Annotated in this window: 20 protein-coding genes, 1 pseudogene and 1 other annotated feature; of the genes and pseudogenes, 14 read left to right on the top strand and 7 right to left on the bottom strand. The window is 31.8% G+C overall.

Annotation, left to right across the window (positions count from 1 at the left end; genetic code table 11):
- Nucleotides 1-276 precede the first annotated feature (276 nt).
- Nucleotides 277-714 carry a hypothetical protein gene (locus tag ACQKP0_RS15190; RefSeq protein ID WP_427406700.1) on the bottom strand — a complete coding sequence of 146 codons (438 nt, stop codon included), beginning with the start codon at nt 712-714 and terminating at the stop codon, nt 277-279.
- 223 nt (nt 715-937) lie between these two features.
- Here ACQKP0_RS15190 and ACQKP0_RS15185 point away from each other — a divergent pair, with 223 nt between their 5' ends.
- From ACQKP0_RS15185 to ACQKP0_RS15170, 4 genes are all read left to right on the top strand, one after another.
- Nucleotides 938-1,876, top strand: a complete 939-nt coding sequence (locus tag ACQKP0_RS15185) for a WD40/YVTN/BNR-like repeat-containing protein (RefSeq protein WP_427406699.1) — start codon at nt 938-940, stop codon at nt 1,874-1,876.
- Nucleotides 1,857-2,720: a hypothetical protein gene (locus ACQKP0_RS15180; protein ID WP_427406698.1), complete on the top strand. Its 864-nt coding sequence runs from the start codon at nt 1,857-1,859 to the stop codon at nt 2,718-2,720. The genes ACQKP0_RS15185 and ACQKP0_RS15180 overlap by 20 nt, the downstream gene beginning before the upstream one ends.
- A 95-nt stretch (nt 2,721-2,815) precedes the next feature.
- Entirely contained in the window at nt 2,816-3,310 is a 495-nt protein-coding gene (locus tag ACQKP0_RS15175) for a hypothetical protein (protein WP_427406697.1), read from the top strand.
- Nucleotides 3,311-3,576: 266 nt separating this feature from the next.
- Nucleotides 3,577-3,824, top strand: a binding site (T-box leader).
- A gap of 51 nt (nt 3,825-3,875) precedes the next feature.
- Nucleotides 3,876-4,187: a LysE family translocator gene (locus ACQKP0_RS15170; RefSeq protein WP_427406696.1), complete on the top strand. Its 312-nt coding sequence runs from the start codon at nt 3,876-3,878 to the stop codon at nt 4,185-4,187.
- On the opposite strand, the gene ACQKP0_RS15165 is transcribed toward ACQKP0_RS15170, so the two are convergent.
- The gene (locus tag ACQKP0_RS15165) at nt 4,184-4,453 is read right to left on the bottom strand and encodes a hypothetical protein (protein ID WP_427406695.1); all 270 of its coding nucleotides are present in this window, start codon (nt 4,451-4,453) and stop codon (nt 4,184-4,186) included. The two genes, ACQKP0_RS15170 and ACQKP0_RS15165, sit on opposite strands and share 4 nt — an antisense overlap.
- A gap of 45 nt (nt 4,454-4,498) precedes the next feature.
- On the opposite strand from ACQKP0_RS15165, the gene asnS reads away from it, so the two are divergent.
- The 3 genes from asnS to ACQKP0_RS15150 all read left to right on the top strand — a co-directional run bounded on the left by asnS (nt 4,499) and on the right by ACQKP0_RS15150 (nt 9,651).
- Nucleotides 4,499-5,890 (top strand): asparagine--tRNA ligase, encoded by a 1,392-nt coding sequence (gene asnS, locus ACQKP0_RS15160; protein ID WP_427406694.1) that lies wholly within the window; start codon nt 4,499-4,501, stop codon nt 5,888-5,890.
- A gap of 729 nt (nt 5,891-6,619) precedes the next feature.
- Nucleotides 6,620-7,324 carry an ABC transporter ATP-binding protein gene (locus tag ACQKP0_RS15155; RefSeq protein ID WP_427406693.1) on the top strand — a complete coding sequence of 235 codons (705 nt, stop codon included), beginning with the start codon at nt 6,620-6,622 and terminating at the stop codon, nt 7,322-7,324.
- A 2-nt stretch (nt 7,325-7,326) separates the two neighbouring features.
- A complete protein-coding gene (locus ACQKP0_RS15150; RefSeq protein WP_427406708.1) occupies nt 7,327-9,651 on the top strand; it encodes an ABC transporter permease in 2,325 nt (774 codons plus the stop codon).
- Between the two features lie 175 nt (nt 9,652-9,826).
- Here the strand turns inward: ACQKP0_RS15150 and ACQKP0_RS15145 are convergent, their stop codons facing one another.
- The 3 genes from ACQKP0_RS15145 to ACQKP0_RS15135 form a co-directional block, all read right to left on the bottom strand.
- On the bottom strand, nt 9,827-11,311 hold the full coding sequence (locus tag ACQKP0_RS15145) for an alpha-amylase family glycosyl hydrolase (protein WP_427406692.1): 1,485 nt from the start codon (nt 11,309-11,311) through the stop codon (nt 9,827-9,829).
- 92 nt (nt 11,312-11,403) lie between these two features.
- Nucleotides 11,404-12,060, bottom strand: a complete 657-nt coding sequence (locus ACQKP0_RS15140) for a DJ-1/PfpI family protein (protein WP_427406691.1) — start codon at nt 12,058-12,060, stop codon at nt 11,404-11,406.
- Nucleotides 12,061-12,211: 151 nt separating this feature from the next.
- On the bottom strand, nt 12,212-12,808 hold the full coding sequence (locus ACQKP0_RS15135) for a TetR/AcrR family transcriptional regulator (RefSeq protein WP_427406690.1): 597 nt from the start codon (nt 12,806-12,808) through the stop codon (nt 12,212-12,214).
- A 542-nt stretch (nt 12,809-13,350) separates the two neighbouring features.
- Here ACQKP0_RS15135 and ACQKP0_RS15130 point away from each other — a divergent pair.
- From ACQKP0_RS15130 to ACQKP0_RS15115, 4 genes and pseudogenes are all read left to right on the top strand, one after another.
- A complete protein-coding gene (locus tag ACQKP0_RS15130; protein WP_427406689.1) occupies nt 13,351-13,536 on the top strand; it encodes a hypothetical protein in 186 nt (61 codons plus the stop codon).
- 99 nt (nt 13,537-13,635) lie between these two features.
- On the top strand, nt 13,636-14,250 hold the full coding sequence (locus tag ACQKP0_RS15125) for a DUF2306 domain-containing protein (protein WP_427406688.1): 615 nt from the start codon (nt 13,636-13,638) through the stop codon (nt 14,248-14,250).
- Between the two features lie 221 nt (nt 14,251-14,471).
- Nucleotides 14,472-15,272 (top strand): aminoglycoside nucleotidyltransferase ANT(9), encoded by an 801-nt coding sequence (ant(9), locus tag ACQKP0_RS15120; protein ID WP_427406687.1) that lies wholly within the window; start codon nt 14,472-14,474, stop codon nt 15,270-15,272.
- Nucleotides 15,272-15,451, top strand: a pseudogene (locus ACQKP0_RS15115) (hypothetical protein); the annotation flags it as partial. The gene ant(9) and the pseudogene ACQKP0_RS15115, both read left to right, overlap by 1 nt.
- A 344-nt stretch (nt 15,452-15,795) precedes the next feature.
- Here ACQKP0_RS15115 and catA read toward each other — a convergent pair.
- Nucleotides 15,796-16,446 carry a type A chloramphenicol O-acetyltransferase gene (gene catA, locus ACQKP0_RS15110; RefSeq protein ID WP_427406686.1) on the bottom strand — a complete coding sequence of 217 codons (651 nt, stop codon included), beginning with the start codon at nt 16,444-16,446 and terminating at the stop codon, nt 15,796-15,798.
- Between the two features lie 723 nt (nt 16,447-17,169).
- On the bottom strand, nt 17,170-17,958 hold the full coding sequence (locus ACQKP0_RS15105) for a LysR family transcriptional regulator (RefSeq protein WP_427406685.1): 789 nt from the start codon (nt 17,956-17,958) through the stop codon (nt 17,170-17,172).
- A 120-nt stretch (nt 17,959-18,078) separates the two neighbouring features.
- Here ACQKP0_RS15105 and ACQKP0_RS15100 point away from each other — a divergent pair, with 120 nt between their 5' ends.
- The 3 genes from ACQKP0_RS15100 to ACQKP0_RS15090 all read left to right on the top strand — a co-directional run bounded on the left by ACQKP0_RS15100 (nt 18,079) and on the right by ACQKP0_RS15090 (nt 20,660).
- Nucleotides 18,079-18,627 (top strand): DUF4865 family protein, encoded by a 549-nt coding sequence (locus ACQKP0_RS15100; protein ID WP_427406684.1) that lies wholly within the window; start codon nt 18,079-18,081, stop codon nt 18,625-18,627.
- A gap of 709 nt (nt 18,628-19,336) precedes the next feature.
- On the top strand, nt 19,337-19,729 hold the full coding sequence (locus ACQKP0_RS15095; RefSeq protein ID WP_427406683.1) for a RidA family protein: 393 nt from the start codon (nt 19,337-19,339) through the stop codon (nt 19,727-19,729).
- A gap of 766 nt (nt 19,730-20,495) precedes the next feature.
- Nucleotides 20,496-20,660 carry a hypothetical protein gene (locus ACQKP0_RS15090; RefSeq protein WP_427406682.1) on the top strand — a complete coding sequence of 55 codons (165 nt, stop codon included), beginning with the start codon at nt 20,496-20,498 and terminating at the stop codon, nt 20,658-20,660.
- Nucleotides 20,661-20,975 lie beyond the last annotated feature (315 nt).

Genomic DNA, 20,975 nt, shown 5'->3' with positions numbered 1-20,975 from the left:
CAAAATTAAAAGGCATGAGCCCAGTACAATACCGAGCTCATACCCAACAAGCTGCCTAACCGAAAAAACCTGTCTAACTTTATGGGGTCACTTCACAATGTTAAGATTGAAGAGTGTTTTTTTTGCAAGTATTGAAAAAACGTACGTAATTCGATGAATTTCTTCGTATTAAAAGTTCACTTACGTTACATAATTAGCCAATTAATTCTCGTCTATTTACTTTTTCATTAAGCTTTGTCAGACTTTTTATGTTCAATCTTTTAGTTAACTTCTGAATTAGTTTTTCGCTTCTCTATCAGCTCCAAATAGACTCATACTTAAGGTTAATCCAGCAACTATTGAAGCGATTCCATAAGAATTTATGTCTAATAGCCAAACCAAAACAGGTATATTAAAGAAAGATGATACAGTTGTTGTAAAGGCGAGAGTGTATACGAATGGAGTGTAGAACGAAATAAGCAGACATGGAACGGTTACGCAAAGAAATAATGGTATATTAACTTTAATTGACCATGATTTTACCAGAAGTATGGAAATGTAAACACCAAACAAAAACGGTAAAGTGGTATTGAACCAAATTTGTGGGAGAAAATTAAAAGATGCTTGAATGTTTTGCTTAATAATCTGTTCAAAATAATGACCAATTATTAATAAACCAATTAAACCAACAACCCAAATTAATTTAAAGACAAAAGATGACCGTTTATAATGCATCGCAAAACCTCCTTGTATGTCAATATTGAAGAAGTGATTTTAAGACCATTATTCTAATTTTATCATCATTTTAGATTATAAAATTCCTGAATTTTAGTATTATTACATAAATTTATTAAAGAAAAATGAAACTATTCATCTGCATGAAAAATAAAGTATGCTATAAAACAAAAAGTCATATTAAAAATCGATATATTTATAAGCACAAAAAGGGGTTTTTACAGTGAAAAACTTTATCATTGGTGCAGCAAGTTTAATGATGATTTGCTTAATCATTGCCATAATCTTTTATCAAATAGCCACTAATACTACATACCCGCAGCTAGCCAAAACAAATGATGTGCAAGAAAAGCATATACAAAATGAGCCGGCACAACAACAGACTTTATATGCAGAACATCCCATCGATTATTCATTACAGAACGATCAGCTAAACATCACATTTGATAAAGGAAAGAATTGGATCGAAGTTCCAATTGGAAAAGATCAATTATTTGATGGGGATTATAATGGGAGTAAACAAGAGCTTATTGAAAATAGCTACATACTCACGAAAAATCGTGTTTCATTTTTACATACGGATGGAGGCAGATGGGATCATCAAAAAATTATATTAACTACTTCACTTGATCAAGGGAAAACTTGGAATGATTCTATTATTTCAAAACGTTATCTCGGAATCCGTTTCAGAAAAGTTTCATTTCTTAATGATCACTTCGGATACGTTATTATTTCAGGTGGACGTACCATGTCACAGGAAGGTTCGAATGTATATTTGACTCATGATGGTGGTAAAACTTGGAGAGAAACAAACAATTCAAATGTAACAAGATTAATTGCAGATGGAGGCTTTGTTGATGAAAACACAGGCTTTTTATCGTTTGGAACAATTAATCCTGATAAACCTGAACTTCATGTTACTCAAGATGCAGGACATACTTGGAGTGAAGCAAAAATTAATATTCCAGCGAAGTATAATAAAATCTTTGTTATCGCTGAAACTCCAATGAAAGAAGGAGATCATTTGGCGATGTTAATTAACCAAGGACCCAATGGTGACTATAAAGGAGGGAAAGTAAAAGGCATGTTCCTTTCAAAGGATAAAGGGGAAACATGGAAATTTGTAACGGAGGTAGAACCAAATGAAACAGAACAACGTTGAAATGAAAAAAATATGGGGATGGGCACTTTTTCTTTTCACAATTGTCTTTTTCAGTGTACAAATGGGTTTCTTATTCTTACATTCGAGATATAACGTTGAGTATAGTGATAATCGGATATTTTATATGATTAATATTTTTATAGTTATCTGTTTAAGTATAGCCGTTCTTCTTCTTGTTACACTTACCAAAATGTGGAAATGGTTTGGTGCATGTATCATTGTCATATTCACTATTGTTAATATAGTTTTGCTTTTTAAAAGCAATCATCAAATAAAAAATATTGTTCGTATTTCACCTGATTTTAAACATGTTTTGTCTATTAAAGAAAATACAAAGACTGGTGAGGCAATTTACTACAGAACATATTATGGGATTTTAGCACGTCCTAAAGAAAGCTTGCCCTATAAAACAGTCGGAGCATTTAAGGTAAAATGGTTAGCAAAAGATATTTCGGCAGTAACATACAAAGCAAGTGATCATTCGATCCATCAGTATATCGGAACTTATGGTGATCGTGGCGGAAGACATTCTTATTACTATGTAGGTGCAGAACTTCACGGACAATGGAGAAGTGAAAATGCGGAGGTCATAAGTAATACAGAAGGAATTACAGTTGTGAATAATGGTGAAGTTGAAAAATTTGACTGGGAAAATATTGTCCAGTTTGGAACACTTGCTGTTGTTTTAATGAAAAATAATCAAGCTGTTTGGACCATTTCATTAAATGAAAATTTTGAAGTTCATTCTGCAGCTTCAATGCCTCCGTCAGGGGAAATTAGTTTATATAAAGCAACAATGGAAAACAATGAGCCAATAACACTTCATTATGTGGCTTCAAATTAACACTTATAAATTTATGTTTTGTATTAGAAATAAGACAATTTGAATGAACTTTAGACATACAGATGAAATTAGGGAGTTTAAATAGGGGGAATATGATGAAAAAAATAGTTATTGCTGCTGTATTAATATTAATTATTTTATGTGGCGTTTTTGCTTACTTAAAAAACAGTGATCCCCTAGATGTTGGGGCAATTGCAACTTCAACTTTTGACAATAAACATATTTTATTAGTTGAGGTCGGAAATAAAAGCAATTTTAGTAAAATTCATATTGAAGAAGTCCTTATAAACAACAGGGTTAAACCTTCAAATCTAAAATTACAAATAAGTACCCCTTTAAAGGGATTCACTATATCAGACAGCAATGAAGGAAATGAAGAGAAGGGTTATATTTTTAAAGATTTACAAAATGTGTCGCTCCTACCTAATACAACCACTCAAAAGCAATTAGAAAAAGCAAATAACGGGACTGCTACGGATAATGATAAGATTTATGCAATTTCAATTAGTGACAAAGATAAGATTCAAGAGGTATTAATAAAATATCGTTATTTTGGACTATCGTATGAAAAGGTGGTTCCCATAAAATAAGAGGTTGTTTCTTATCACATTTGTTCCACTAACCTAAAGAGCTAGGAGTTAATAGATTCCTTGCTTTTTTAATTTGCAAATTTTATTACCGCAGAAATGAACATTCGTTTGTATAATTTAGTTAGAATATAGCATATAAAGCAACAAAGAATGTACCATTGCGATTTCAATTGTTGTAGATATTTAGAAAGAATAAGAAAAGTCTATGAACTATTGCTAAAAAAGTTTTTGTATGATAAAATTCAAAAATAATTTAGATATAATGTAAAAAGACGTGGATAAGGACAAGTAATATATACTATAATCCATAGCGAGCTAGGGACAGTGAGAGCCTAGTGAGAAGGTATATATGAATAACACCTTGGAGTCTCTAACCGAAATTAGATTTTATAAGAGTAGGCTTAGACGTAGCCAGGACGTTAAAACTGGAGAGTATGTTAGTACTTATTAAATTAAAGCTGGTCTTTTAGACAATTTTGGGTGGCACCGCGGAAGATAACCTTTCGTCCCTTTATTAGGGATGAGAGGTTTTTTTTATTTTATTTTATTTTGAGAGGTGATTTTTATGTTGTTTCTTAAGAGCTTTATTCTAGGATTATCTGTTTCAGCACCAGTAGGACCAATAGGTTTATTATGCATTCAAAGAACTCTTTCTAAAGGTAAATCGGCTGGTTTTATTACAGGATTTGGTGCGGTAACTGCAAATATTATTTATGCAAGTATTGCAGCGTTTGGATTCACAGTTGTTTCATCTTTTCTATTGGAACAGGAATTTTATATAAAGCTCTTTGGCTCTATATTTTTATTATGTTTGGGCATAAATACTTTTTTTAAGAAACCAGCTAGTACAGCAGCGAATTTAGAAGGTGGAACTTAACTTGGAATGTTTCTTTCTACTTTCGTCCTAATGATAACAAATCCCATATCAATTATTAATTTTGTAGCAATGTTTACTGGCCTAGGTTTTAATTCTGATTCAAGCTCGATAATTACAGCTATTGTTTTGATAGGTGGAGTATTTATTGGTTCATCAATTTGGTGGCTATTTCTAAGTTTTTTGATAAGTATATTTAGGAATAAAATTCCCCCCCACTTATCATTAGTAAATAAACTTGCTGGAAGTCTTATTATTCTATTAGCCATTTTAACATTTATAAAATGATTTTATAAAATAAGGAGAGATTATTGATGTTAAGTATATCCGTAAAAGATTTGTACACTCAAACAATGAACTATGAAGGCAAACTGATTAGTCTATCGGGTTGGATAAAGACGATAAGAGGATCAAAATCGTTTAGTTTTGTTGAATTAAATGATGGAACCTTTATTAAAAATGTTCAAATTGTCTTAGATGAAAAATTAGGTAATTTTGATGAAGTGAATAAACTGCCTCAAAGTTCAAGTATTAGAGTTGAAGGAACAGTTGTATTGACTCCAAATGCGCATCAAAAGTTTGAAATTCATGCAAAGGAAATAAATATTGAAGGAACTTCAGATTTAGATTATCCGCTTCAAAAGAAGCGACATTCTTTTGAATATTTGAGGACTATTGCTCATTTAAGGCCTCGGACAAACACATATTTTGCAGTATTTAAAGTTCGTTCTTTAGTTTCATTTGCTATTCATAAATTTTTTCAAGAAAGAGGATTTGTCTACGTACAAACTCCATTAATAACTAGTAGTGATAGTGAAGGAGCAGGAGAAATGTTTCGTGTTACTACTTTAGATTTAGAGAACTTACCAAAAAATGAAGACGGAAGTGTAAATGTTTCAGAAGACTTTTTCAAAAAAGAAACGAATCTCACAGTTAGTGGGCAATTACCAGCCGAGGCATTTGCACTTGCTTTTAGAAATGTCTATACATTTGGTCCTACTTTTAGAGCTGAAAACTCACACACGACAAGACATGCTTCTGAATTTTGGATGGTTGAACCTGAAATGGCATTTGCGGATTTAAAGGATATAATACCGGTTGCTGAGGCATTGATTAAATATGTAATCGATTATGTATTTAATAATGCTCAAGAAGAGATCGAATTCTTTAATAAATTTATTGATAAAGAATTGATTGAAAGATTAACTCTAGCCCTTACTTCAGAATTTGTAACTATCACATACACAAAAGCAATCGAAATACTAAAGGAAGCTAATGTTAAATTTGATTATCCTGTAGATTGGGGAATTGATTTACAAACAGAGCATGAGCGATATATTTGCGAAGAAGTGTTTAAAAAGCCAGTCTTTATCACAGATTATCCTAAAGAGATAAAAGCTTTCTATATGAGAAATAACGATGATAGTAAAACAGTTGCAGCTGTTGATTTGCTTGTACCGGGTATTGGAGAATTAATTGGTGGTAGTCAACGGGAGGAAAGAGTGGATTACTTAGAGAAAAAAATGGAAGAATTCAATCTATCTAAGGAAGATTATCAATGGTATTTAGATTTAAGAAGATATGGAGGAACTAAACATTCTGGTTTTGGGGTAGGACTAGAAAGGCTCTTAATGTATATAACTGGGATGAGTAATATAAGGGATGTAATACCATACCCTAGAACTCCTGGGCGAGCAGATTTTTAACGACTCAATTTAATAAAACAATTTAAAGGACGGTACATATATAATACATTACTAATATATGCCGTCCTTACTTATTATTTTTTTTGTAATTAGAGAGGTAAGTAAGCATAGGTACTAATCGAATCGGTAAAATATTGATGGCAGAGTAAAATGTAAAGGACGGAGCAATTTATTATTTTACTAAAGAATTTGTAAAAGAGATCTAGTTCATAATGTTACCGGTGAGGATCTAGAGCATGAGGAATTACAAACTGTAAATAAAGTCTTTCATACGATTTCTTCGGGTATAGAAAGGACAACAAAGCCGCCAGTCACATAGATTTGGCGGTTTTATTACTTCAATCGAGGTATTTACTTATAAATTTATGGATTAAAATTTTATTAAATTACAAGGTAGGTTACTTGATGAAGATTATTATTTACAAATGGTCAATATTTTTTAGAATTTTACTTTGACAGATAGAGTAATTTGAGTTAGGATTACTCTATCATATAGAATAATTATTGTTGTGGAAGATGAATTATGAACAGGATTCCGTTAGTTGTACCGCTGAACTGACGGTAGTATCGTTTGAATTGTCGTAATGTTCAGATATAAATTCATGGCGTTACGGACAGGGTCTAAGATGCTAGAAAAGAAAATTTAGTTTGACTATTTCCATCAACTTAGAAAAATGGAAATTGCGTCAGACCAATTTTCAAAAAATACTATTCGAGGAGATGTAATAAGTGAAAAAGCTAATTGAATTCAAAGAAGTAACGAAAGAATACAAAATAGGGGAAGTGCTAATCAATGCCCTAGCTGGAGTTGATTTTTCCATATCAGAGGGAGAATTCGTCGTTATTTTGGGTGCAAGTGGTGCAGGTAAAAGTACGATTTTGAATATACTTGGCGGTATGGATACGGCTACCTCAGGTCAAGTGTTTGTTGGTGATCAAGAAATAACAAGATTCAATGAAAAAAAGTTAACCGAATATCGCGGTGAGAAAATTGGCTTTGTATTTCAATTCTATAACTTAATTTCGAATTTAAACGCTCTAGAAAATGTTGAATTTGCCACTGAAGTATGTAAAAACAATCTGGATGCTAAAGAAATTTTACATAAAGTTGGATTAACGGATCGCATCAAAAACTTCCCTTCTCAGCTATCTGGAGGAGAGCAGCAAAGAGTGGCTATAGCTAGAGCTGTTGCAAAAAATCCTTTACTTTTACTCTGTGATGAACCAACTGGGGCGTTGGATTATGTTACAGGAAAGTCCGTCTTAAAACTTCTTCAAGATCTGAACAAGGAAACGAAAAAGTGCGTCGTTTTGGTCACACATAATTCCGCAATCGCTCCTATGGCCGATAAAATTATTAAGGTGAAAAGTGGAATGATAGAAAGTGTTACGATTAATGAGGGAAAACAAAGTGTTGAAGGGATTGAGTGGTAATTATGAAATTGTTTTTAAAATTATTAAGAGATATTAAACAATCTGCAGGTCAATTCTTTGCCTTTGTTTTGGTTATTGCAGTAGGAGCTTTTTTCTATTCAGGGCTCGTAACTTTGAGCGACAATCTTAGCGCTTATACTAAAGTTTATTTTAAAGAACATAATTTAAGCGACTTAAATGTATATTTCAGTCAAATTTCCAAACAAGACGTGGCTAATTTAAGCGAAATTGAAGGAATAAATATAATAGAAGGACGCTATACCTTTGATGCCACGCAATCCTTTAAAGATTATCAAGCCTCATTAAAAATACATTCGATCCCAGAAAAAAATGAAATCAATACGCCTACTGTGATTGAAGGTAGCATCCCATCGAAAAAGGGAGAGATCCTACTAGATTCCCATTATGCCAATGAACATCACAATCGAGTCGGAGATGAAATCAGTATACGCACGAATGAAAAAAATTTTAAGCTTACAATTAGCGGCTTGTGTGAGAATGTGGAACATGCAAAAAAGAACGAAATACAAGATCATAAAGCTTTTGGAGTAGCTTATATCGGTGAAGAGACCATTCCTGAAATATTAGATGGCTTTTCCTATAATGAAATCATGATTGATGCTAAAGAAGGTTACGATATTGACAAAATAGGTAAAGAAATTGAAGTACAGTCCAAACAACTTACTTATTTAAACCAAATAAGTAAAGAAAGGACTTTCAGTTATTCTCAATTAAATGCAACGATACATAATAATAAGTTGATGAGTAAAGTTATACCTTTAGTTCTCTTTTTAATCGAAGCGATTATATTATTTCTTACAATGTCGAGGATGATAGATTCTCAAAGAAATCAAGTCGGTATTATGAAAGCTTTGGGTGTAAAAAACAGGAGCATCATGTTACATTACATGGGATACCCTATACTGGTAAGTATAGTAGGCTCAATCATAGGTTGCGCAATTTCCGCTTTTGTATTTGTTCCATTGGTATCACAGTCGAATGCAAAGGCATACTCTTTGCCAGGCATTCAATTCTCGCTTTCTGTTTATTCGATCATTCCTCCCATCGTTTTCTCTTGCGCTTTTGGGATGCTTTCCTGTTACTTGAGCGGTAGATCCATATTAAAAGAACATGCGTCACAGACTTTGCGTCCTAAACCGCCAAAGACGATGAAAAAGATATTCATAGAAAGAATTCCGGGTATTTGGAGTCATATTTCCTACAGTTATAAACTCATTTTGAGAAATATCTTTTTAAATAAACAAAAAGCTTTAGCGAGCTCAATTGGGGTTGTTGTAAGTACTGTTTTATTGATAACTGCTTTTGGTACTCAAACGGCTTTGCTAAGAGTAGCTAACCAAATTGAAGATGTTTTTACGTATGATTTAAGATTAGACTATAAAACGGGGAAATCTTCAGATCCATTTAAATTACCCGCTGGTATTAAAAATAAGTACGATTTATCAACCTTTCCAGTTGAACTTGTAAAAGATGATGAAAATGAAAATGCTACTTTAGTTGTTACTGAAAAAGAAAACAATCTGATTCATTTCTTTGACGAAAATGACAATAGGATCTCTTTAGAAAATAATGGAGTGCTGGTACCGAAATCTTACGCGGACAAATATCATATTCGTGAAGGGGATATCATTAAATTAATGTTCTCGGCACCAGAGCTTAAAAATAAATCTGTAGATATGAAGGTTTTGAAAGTATCTACACAGTATTCGAATCCGTCGTTTTATGCCACGCCAGCCTATTTAAAGAGCTTTGACATCGACTACAGTCCAACCTCGCTTTTAGTTGAAGCCAATAGCCGTGCAGATCTTATCAGCATTCGTAACTTCTTCGAACTAGATCCTCATGTAGATACCATTGCAGATAGGACTGATCTAAAGAAATCAGCTCAGTATATTTTGAAACAAAATAGTTTTGTATTTATCATGTTTATTATTTGTGCTGTGATACTTTCCTTTGGAGCCATATATACAATATCTTCCATAAACATTTATGAAAGGAATCGTGAGCTTGCAACACTTAAGGTATTGGGCTATCAAAAAAATAAGATAAACAGACTTATATTTTTTGAAAACATCATACTAACCGCATTTGCGGTAATTGTAGCTTTACCGATAAGTGGCTATATGTATGCGATTGTTGTAAAGGCACTGTCTAGTACCCATCAACAAATTCCAGATAAATTAAATATTTTTATCATGTTGGTTTCTATTATTCTTTCGTTCTTACTTACCATTCTATCTAACTTACTACTTAGGAGAAAAGTTACCAAAATAAACATGATTGAATCATTAAAAAGTATAGAATAAAACTTTTAAGGAAATTGAACAAAATGGGTGTTTCACCACATTGGTCTTTTTGAAAAAACCCCCTTAATAGAGAATTGAAAATAAATAATCATAGAGAATTTAATAATACATTATTAGCTTATAAATAAATCCTGTCTAAGGAAGACAGGATTTATTCTTTAAAAGCTATCATATTTTATTTTCGATTTCCTCGCTTCTTAACAATGAAGATAAAGGTAAAGAATACAATCCAAATAAGAACGAGTACCGCGATAAACATAAAGTTAATACCTTTTTTTTCTACAACCTTATAAATTTCAGCGGATTCTCTGTCTAAAGCAAGTTTAAAGGTTCCTTTCTCTGCACGAACAACCCCACCATTTAATAAACCTCTAAATTCTTCTTTATAATTATTTATTTGATCTGTTGTTAGTTTAACAACCTGTGTTTGGTTTGTATTGTTAATTGCGACAATATTTGTTTCATCTTTATATTGCCTTTTATATATAATCATTCCATCTTTTTCATAGAGAACTTTCATTGATCCTTTTGTCAACGCTGGCTGCTGCTGACGAACTCTCCCAATCATTGTCATATCATCAATCAATTCTTTTTGTGTTCTGAAATTCATCATTTTTCGATTATCAGGGATATTGCCCCCATCAATTGCAATTTCAGAACCATAATAGACAATTGGTATTTGTTCTTGAGTATATAAATAGGTTAACGCTAATTTCCACCGTGTACCTGGAAATTGATTATTATTAACCATATCTCTTGTATATCTTTTCATGTAATGATTATCGAAAAAGGCTCCCATTACTGTGGAATTTAGATTGTTTTTATTCTCTTCTTCAATAGCAAGCACAGGTTTCATCGATTGATTTATCGTTGAAAATGCATCACGTAATGGCTGATTTAATCGATGATCTAATGTCCCATCTATCCCAGCTTGTTGATAATTTTTCATTTGCTTAATATCTTTTGTATCTATGTCCGCTAATAAATAGAAATCTTTTTTTGTTGATTTTACAGCTTTAGAAAATTGCTTCCAAAACTGAGTAGGAGATTGATTTGCATTACTTAGTAAATATCCATCTATATTTGTTTTTGTTATCCACCATTTTGCAGCATCAATTAAATATTGATTTACATTAGGATTAGTTTGATCTATTGCAAAAACATGTTCTGCAGCTTTTTCTTTAAACCAATCCTTCTTATCTGGTTCGTTAACTAAAGGACTTTCTGCACTTACTTGATTCGTAGGAAAATCGATGATGATTTTTAAGTTTCTTTTATGTGCCTCATCAACAAGTTTTTTAAACTCTTTTATTGACCCAAAATGCTCATCCGTTTTATAAAAATCTGTGATTCTATATCCATCATATCCCTTATCATCATTTTTAAAGATCGGGCTAAGCATTACTGTGGTGAAACCAAGGTCTTTTAAGTAATCTAATTTATCAATAATACCCTGAAAATCTCCACCTTGAAAACTAAGTGGATCAAGAACATTAATATTTTGATCATTTTTAGAATCACCATTGTTAAATCGATCAATCATTAAGAAATATATTGTCTCATCCTGCCAGGTCCGATTCTCTTTAACTTCAGCATGTGAGGGTAAAGAATAGAAACAAAGAATCGTCATAAGACAAAATGTCAAAGCTTTTTTTAACATTTTCCCCCTCCTAAATATTTCTTCACGAATAAAGTTATGCCTTTCTGAAATGTAACGTGAAGGTTTCCAACTTTCTCTTCTTAATTTATGAATTAATTTTCAGGTTCTTGTTTTGCAAGTTCCTGCATTAAACCTCTTATTTTTTCTACCATTGGAGCTGGCGCTTTCTTTGGTGAACCCGAATCAAACGGAGGAATAGGATCGTATTCCAAAATTAGTTGAGCGGATTTACTGATATCCTCTCCAAATTCCCATGCTACTAGCTGAAGGGCCATGTCTATTCCAGAGGAAACTCCAGCTGCTGTAACTATTTTTCCACTACGAACCACTCTATTTTCGCTTGGGATGGTACCAAGAGAACGAAGAAGGTCGTAGAAACCCCAATGACAGGTTGCTTCAACTCCATTTAACAAACCAACGGTACTTAAAATCAGAGAACCAGTACACACGGATGTAGTCCACTTTGTCGTTTTATGTATTTTTCGAATCCAATTTAATGTGTCTTCATCATTCATTGGAGATTTATAATTTGGCGGACTGCAACCTGGAACAACAAGAATATCAGCTGAAGTTACTTCAGAAAAACAGTAATCGGCATGCAAATACCCCATATTTGAGTCCAATTTAATTAACCCTTTTTTCTTAGCGACAAACTTCACTTCACATTTCGCTGTAGCAGAAAATACTTCGTATGGACCGATTGCATCAAGGGATGTAATCCCATCGTAAAGTAAAATTGCTATTTTCATAATAATCACCTCTTTAAATATCATTACACAGACCGGACCGTCTGGTCTGTGTAATATATTGTACATGATTATCATTTGTTTGCCATCATGTATTTATCACATTTTAATGAACATAATGAAAAAGAACCAAGAGGAATTTAATATTATTCCCTTAGTTCTTAGCAGAGTAGTGCTGTAAAATTATTTTTATTTGCTTAATACTATGGTGCATATGTTCATTATTTAAAGATAAACGACTTACCATAACGGATCCTTCAAAAGTAGAAAATAAAAAAGATGCTAAAGAATAGGAATCCAAATCCGGAAGAAATTCTTTTGAACGAATCCCCTCATCAATGATAGATTGTATAAAAAGTATAATTTGATTAAGGGTCTCAGCAGCTTTATCATGAAGTTCTGGAAAACCATAGTCAGTTTCTATTGCTGTATTAAGCAAAGGACAGCCTCCAGCAACAGGTGGACTATTAACAGCATCTTGATAAACATGAAATATAGCTATTATCTTATCTATAGCCATAACTTTAGATTTCGTTCCTTCTAAAAAGTGCACCCAGATAATACTCAATGAGTATTCAAATGCAGCAATAGCAATTTCGTTCTTATTTTCAAATCGTCTATATATTGCACCTTTAGGTAATCCTGATGCATTCATAATATCTTGGATAGAAGTTTGACTGTAGCCTTTTTTATTAAATAAGGCTAAGGAAGTTTGAATAATAAGATCACGTGTATTATCTACCTTATCCATTTATTTGTTCCTCCATATGCGAGTGTAACACTTATTATATCTAAAAATGAAATAACTTTAAATTAAGAAGTGTTTTTGATATCTTACTTCAATTTATAGTAATGATGGTAGTATAGTCTTGTGGACACAACTAAGTTAAGTCAGAAAAATGTACTTAAAGAAGGAGTGTCCAAAAAATGAAACAAAATTTTAATATTAATATTACTCGGAAAAGAACCAGAATTAGGCTTTTAACTTCAATTGGTTCTGTTTCTTTTCGTTCACAAAAAATTAATAATTCTTATGTAGAAATATTGTTATGCGAGTGTATGATTAATTTATCAAACCGAACGGTCCGGTCTGTTGTTGATTTAAGAATAGAGATAAAGTACCATTTCCACTCCTATTGGTAAACTCTCCGTTTTATTTGATTTCTTACATAGAAGGAACTGCAAAGAAAAGGCAATTAATAATCTATTTTCACTTTTAGGTAATGAATTGAAAGAAGCACTAAAAATGGTATTGAGTTCACTCGTTCTGGTCATTGTGCTTTAGTCCTTTTAATGATCTCTGGAGGTTGGCTGATAGTAGAGCATTTATCTTATCCTTCAATCTTATGGGTAGGGATTGCACTGCTGCTTCTTGTGCTTATCAGCAGCCTGTTAGGAATGATTCATAAAAACATTAAAATTATTAATCTAGCAGAAAAATCCGAGGAAAAATTATTACATAACGTGTTAAAGTTATAATCGTATGGCTTGATAACGTATTTATTCATAATGGCTGCTGTCTTTATTTATGACAAATCGTAGTTTATTTTTTTTATACGTTTAACGGAGGTATATAAAATGAATAAAATTATTAGGGTAAGTATTTTAATCATATCGATCATGTGGGTACTGCATACATTTTCAAAGAATTTTATTGTTGACCCTACTTTTCATGAATTTATTTCTAGAAAGGATCAACTTATAGCAAATGAATCCCTATGGGTATTAATGATTCGTATTCATATTTTTCTGGCCATTATTTCTCTTCTCACTGGCCCTTTAGGAGTCATAAAGAGAATTCGAGTTAAATCTTTAAAGTTTCACCGTTGGAGTGGCCGCTTATATGTCTTGTCAATCATTTTAAATTTCATTCCGGGAGTCTATGTCTCTTTCTTTGCAACAGGTGGATTTCTGAGTACAATTGGGTTTCTAATATTAGATACATTATGGATTGGAACGACGATCCTTGGCTATTTGAATATTAAAAAACAAAACGTAATCTTACATAGTCAATGGATGATTCGAAGCTTCTTTCTTTGTTTTGCGAATATGACCATTTATATCATTGTGGCTCTTGCGTATAAAGTATTGAATTTCCCCTACGGAACTTCCTACACAATAGCAGTCTGGTTATGCTGGATTCTTAACCTACTTATAGCAGAATTAATGATTAGAAAAAAAACTTTCTTATAAAAAATTTTATGATGTGAATGTCCATCACATAACACGAGCTACCATACTAGTTTGGTAAAGCTAAAGAACTATTAATATTTGAAGCTATTTTTTAAATAAATGAACTAAAATGGTAAAAAATGTTTCTTTTGTTCAGTAATCGGTCATTTAATTGAATACTAATGAAACCAAAATAAACATACATTATGCGAACATAATCAGAGGAGAGGAGTTTGAAGTTGATGAGCGATTTGAGTAACGAAAAAATACCAAAGCAAGCGATGCAAGCATTAAAAATCGTAGAGGAGTTGCTTGGTAGTTCGATAGTCGGGGTATATCTATTTGGTTCTGCAGTAAATGGTGGCTTACGCATTAACAGTGATGTAGATGTCCTAGTGGTCGTGAATCATAGTTTACCTGAAGTAACTCGAAAAAAACTAACAGAAAGACTAATGCTTATATCTGGAAAGATAGGAAATACAGATTCTATGAGACCACTTGAAGTCACGGTTATAAACCATAACGATGTTGTACCTTGGCGATATCCACCAAGAAATGAATTTATCTATGGTGAGTGGCTCAGAAGTGAGTTTGAGAAAGGACAAATTCAGGAACCAACCTATGACCCTGATTTGGCTATTGTCTTAGCACAATTAAGAATGAATAGTATTTCTCTATTTGGTCCTGATGCTTCAGATATACTTGACCCCGTTCCGATGATAGATATTCGAGAAGCGATTAAGGAGTCTTTGCCAGGGTTGATTGAGGGTATTAAAGGTGATGAGCGTAATGTAATTTTAACCCTGGCTCGAATGTGGCAGACAGTATCTATCGGTGAAATTTCTCCAAAAGATGTGGCTGCAAAATGGGCTTTACCTCGGTTGCCCAAAGAATATTCGACTTTACTCGACTTAGCCAGAAAAGCCTATCGAGGAGAATATGTTGATAAGTGGGAAGGACTGGAGTCTGAGGTGACAGCATTCGTTAATCATATGAAAAACTCTATAGAATCTTGTCTTAGCCAGACCCAGGGAAAGCGATAACAATACAATCTAAGCCAGTTACTTTGATCACTAATAACCCGAAAAAGTTAGCTGCTTTGAAGGAAGCTGGGCTGACAAAGGATGAACATATCCCGCTTTGGGGTGGAAAAACAGATTTAACTAAAACTAATAGTTTTTCAATATTTTTCAATGAGAATCTTAAAAATCAAATCAAATAACCTTCCGTTAATCTGAAATAGGAAGGTTTTTCGTTATTTAGTTAGACTTAGGTTCTAAGCTACATCTTGGAAAGTAGATCTGCTTTTTAGTAAGGCATATATCCAATGTAAGAGCTTATTTGCACATGCAATAACAGCTATGAGGGAACTAAACGTTGATATTTGATATTGAATTACTTGAAACCTATACAAGAAATCGCTATCTAAATAAAAGTAAGGTGGTTGTTAGAAAAAACGGGGTATTTCTTAAATAAGGACTACCTCGTTTTCTTAAATGGCTTGCTAAAGGAGCAGACTACCCCAAAATTAAACACCGACTAATTTCACTTAGTCGGTGTTTAATTTTATCTAAGTAACTCATGAGGATTATTAGCGAGCGACTGAATGCTATTCATAAACACTCCTGCATGGTAACCATCACAGACAGAATGATGAATTTGTAAAGATAGCGGTAAATAAATTGAACTGTTTTTATTGATAAATCCACCTGCAGTGACAATTGGTAAGAGATAATTAGGGTTGTTATTTATATTTAAGTTGAAACCAGTAAAGGAAGTCCATGGAATCATAGAAATGTTAACGACGTTTTCAGGTATTGGTGTTTTAGGAAACATTTTTCCTGCACCATTGTATAATTCAACATCAGAAACATACATATCATAAAACTTTTTAAAGTTTCCATTTGCATTTGTCGAAATAGCTGAAAATAACTCTGATTTTTTATCAAAGATAGTATACATAGGATCTAGTTTATCCCAGTATCCAAATTCTCCTTCAGAATTAAAGCACATTCTAAAAGCTTTACTTGAATTTACTACTTGAGTAACTAAAAAAATGAATGCAGGATAGAATTTATATCCTTTTTCTTTTGTCATTCGATAAAGTTCACTAATATCAATGTCTCTAGTTATACTAAAGCTCGTTTGTTGATTCAGGTAATGATTAAAAATTTCTTTTCGTTCCCAACAATTTATATCAATTCTATTGAATTTCATCTTCAAAACGCCTCCTAAAATTTAAATACTAGATTAAATTTAGGAGGCTAATTTGACAGCTTTTTTCATTAGATTCATTCCTTTACTTAGAATAAGACAATTATAACAAATTATTTAATATGCTTAAAACTTCTCCTCTTGATAAGCGACACCCCTTCAAGGACTTGGAGTTTTTTTTTAATTGGCAATTAGATAAATTAGCTCTATGAAGCCCATACAAATTAAATCATTTTCACTTTTAATCAGTGGACTTGAGCTTCACGCCGTGTGAGGCATTATATGACTGGGCTCACACGAATGGGTATCAATTTGATCGCCCTTTTATGGAAAAATATTATACAGATGAATTTATTACATTAGATAAAGATGAATATGTCACTGAAGTTGGTATTACTATAAAAAAAGCTAATTATATAATACGAAAAAACTTGACCTTCACACTGTGTGAAGCTTTATAATTTAGCCATCAACTTTTATGAAATTTAGATAAGGCCTGGTTTACTGACTCTCCCTGAATATGATAGTGTGAATTTGAAATAAAGGTGATGATTTGAATAAAGTCGCAATTGTTACGAAGCTTTATCCCCCTTTAGATATGATTGTCTACAGGGGGATTTTTTTGTCTCCAACATAAAAAGAACACCTGATGTTTGAAAAGCAGATTAAAGAATGTTGCATAAATTGTACTCTTTTCAAGTAATATTTTGGAAGAAATCTCATTTATCAATCAAATAGCTCCCTTGGAATCATTTTTTTTGATTCTCGAATTGTAAAAAAATTTATAGGTAATTTTTCTATTGGTACTTCCTCAATTTTTTCTAATCTATCATTGTTAATAGGTAAAAAAGCTATCCCATTCCCCTCAGTGATGTATTCCTCTATAAGTGAATAAGAATCTAACAGTTGAAGTTGGTTTTTAGAGAGATTATTTTCCTTCATGAATTCAATTGTATAGTTTCTAAAGGGACATTGTTTATCATTGCTAACAAAAAAGTACTCTTTTGAATAGTCAATATTAGATTTTCCTTTTGCTTTTAGTAACCCTATAGAAATAGTTGTACTGAATACTTTTTGAAATGCTGGATCGGAATAAATTCCATAAGTTATGACCAAATCAACTTTTTGCTTCTTTAATAATTGTTGCAGGTGACTACTATTTTCCATGTATATTTGATAATTTCTGAAATTCTCTTTGATACGCATACTTAAATAATTTGACAAAATAGATTGTGATGTCGCTATTCGATAAGAATTACCGTACATTTTAATTTCATTTTTTGCTTCATCTACTAAATTTAATATTTTATTTGTGTAATCTAGCAACATTTCACCTGATGGTAATAGTGAAATACCTTTGTTATATCTATGTAGTAGCTGTGTTCCTAATTCTTGCTCTAATATTTTTATTCTTTCAGTTACATTTGGTTGAACATATCCTAGTTCTTTTGCAGCTTTACTGATTGAACCTTCATTTGCTACCTCTTTAAATATGATAAGATCATTTATTTCCATTCATTTCAACCCCTTATTGGATATCATTATAAATGATATCAGGCATAATTTATACCTATTTTACAGTGCTTTATTCCCGAATTATCATAATTTATATAAGAACGAAAGTGAGTGATAAACATGATTGGAATGCAATATAAGGTAATTTTACCAAGAGATTATGATATGGGAATTATTAGAAAAAGGGTGCAAGAAAATGGTCATAAAACGAATGGTTTTCCAGGGCTTAATTTTAAAGCGTATTTAATCACCAAGGCAGAGGAAAATGAAAACTTATACAATTCCTATGCACCGTTATATATTTGGAATAACTATCAAGGAATGAACAAATTTATCTTTGAGGGCTTTTATGACAATATTTTAAAATCCTTTGGGTGGCAACAAATTAATATCGGTGTTCCTTTATCTATTAATTTAGGCAAAGATTTTAATAAAAGTAGATATGTAGTTGAATATGTAGGAAATATTCCAGAAAGCATAACATTAACCAAAACACCATTTAATCCTATTAATCAATATGTGAAAAATGTAGAAAAAAGTTTAGGGGATTTATTGGTTTATAATCCAGATAAGTGGGGCTATAGCCAATTCAGTTTTTATCAAGAAAAACCAAAAATTGACTCATCAGACCACCTTAAATTATATGAAGTTTTATATATTTCACAATAGTAATTAACCTGAAAAACACTTGAATGTTTTGGAGTTTCTGAAAATGATTACTTTCTAATGTTTACTTTCTAATGTTTTCAATATACTTAAGAAAATGAGCTCCGGATTTTGTTGATTATAGCTAAAATATAATTTTCGAAAAAATATGGGGAGATCCTACTTTAACATCCAGAAGAAGTTTATGTACAATATCTGCTTTAATTAGTATCGGTAGTACTGAACATAACTATCAATAAATTACTGTTATTCAACAATCAGGTGCTCTTTAATGGTATACTGGCATTGTGTTGTAATAAGGCATAACTTTTAAGCGATAAATGAAGAAATTAGCTTTCTATATTAACTGGATCATATGTTATATACGGTAATTTATATTAAACAGCATCGATAAGGACACGTAACATCATCGAATATCTATAGAATTTATATATTTATCTTTTCCGTGTTTTGATAGTAGACAAAGGTTTGGGGTCATGATATTATCAGTTTTATGATTTGATCAATAAACTTTTACAAAAGATAAAATTTGTATTATCGCACACTATAAAGAAAGGGAGTGTTCAAGTCATGAAGAAAAAAATACTTATGTTTTTACCTAGGGGCTATGGATACTCTACTGCTGTTTTCTTTTAGATTTTCAGAAATTGGTGAAGTCTGTCTAATTTATTAAGAAAATCAGTAAATAATTTATAGTAAGTGAGGTAATATTGTGCAAAAAATCACTAGAACAAATCCAGAGTTTATGCCTAAACCAGTAGGCAACTACAGTCATATCACTAGAGTGCCAAAAGGTGCGAGTTTAGTTGTAACCTCTGGTCAAGTAGGAACTGATATGGATGGTAATGTTCCTTCAAGTTTAAACGACCAAATAACAAATACTTTTGCAAACATAAAAAAGGTACTTGAATCAGAAGGATTTACTGAAGAGAACGTTATAAAGGTTAACATTTGGGCAACAGAAGAAATAGATTGGGATCATTTTTATCCTCAGTGGGATGAGTTATTTGGAACTGCATTTCCATCTATGACAGTTGCGTATATTTCTGCATTAGGATGGCCTGAATTGAAAATTGAAATTGAACTTTGGTGCGCTGAAGTTTAATAATATGTAAAAGGAACAGTATTGACACTGTTCCTTTTTCAATTTACGAGCAGAAAGAGCAATGCTTTTCTTAAAATACTCCCCATGACTTGATACTCTCAAGGACAAAATTGGCTCGATCACAAACATGGTCTTTAGAGACTTTTATTTGTTCATAATCAAGTTTACGATACATTTCATATATAACTTCAAAAGTTTTAATAGTCTCATCAAATCCTTGTTTCTTTTCATCATCCTTTTTTTAAATAGTTTCCCATAGGGGTAAAATAAAGACTCTTTTGTTATTTTACTCCATCGACATTCATGATGGTTGTAATAATTTTTCTTAACTCAATATTATTAGGTATACTTCCATTAGCATCGTCTCCTTCATCCAAGAGCAAATCCTCTACGAAGTTACAAAGGTAAATCAAGAATTCTTTAAGTAATGCTTCATAGATAAGTCGGCTTGGCAGCTATAATTACATTAACATCATAAATCATTCGTAACTCCTTAATATTATTGCGTGAATATATGTACATATAACGATGTATGTTCAAATAAATATTTTGTCAATTAATTTATTTAGATTTATTATGTTTTAATGAAAAAATAATATATATGAGCAATTCATTATTCTAATGTAAATAAAAGATGGTATTATATCTATTAAAGAGTCTTAATGTATGTGATTTTCAAGTGGTAAGAAAAAAGTCCTCACAATGCAATAAAGATTCAAAGAATATATAAGAAACTTAGAAAAAAATAAAGAAGGAGAGAAGGATCATGACAATTTATAAAATTAAATATATAAAAGAATGCGAATATATCATGGAAGTCAAAGCGGATTCTAAAGAAGAGGCGTTAAAAAAGTTCGTAACTTTTAATTATATTAAAGATTATGAACACCAATGCTTGCATGAAGAAATAATTGATATAGAATACAAATGATATTTTTGGGCGTAAGGAAACCATTTTTTGCTTTTATACATAAGAAAATTTGTCAGTGATGATAGTTTAAAGTTGTTAATCTATTAACTTCAAAAATCAGTAAATCAAATGAATCCATTATAGATTATAAAGGCATATTTGACCGTTCTAGTTATGATAACAGTGCTTTATATGACTGAGTTCATTCAAGTGGATATCGTAGATGGCCCTTTATTTAAAAATATTATTTAGATAAGTTTATTACATTGGATAAATATAAATATGTGAAGTTAGTATCGCTACAAAAACCTACTAATGCTTTTTTAATTTTTAGGT

The organism is Heyndrickxia sp. NPDC080065 (assembly GCF_050281185.1).
GTDB lineage: Bacteria > Bacillota > Bacilli > Bacillales > Bacillaceae_C > Heyndrickxia.
The sequence above is the reverse complement of the archived record's forward strand: the minus strand, read 5'-3'. Positions and strand labels throughout refer to the sequence as shown.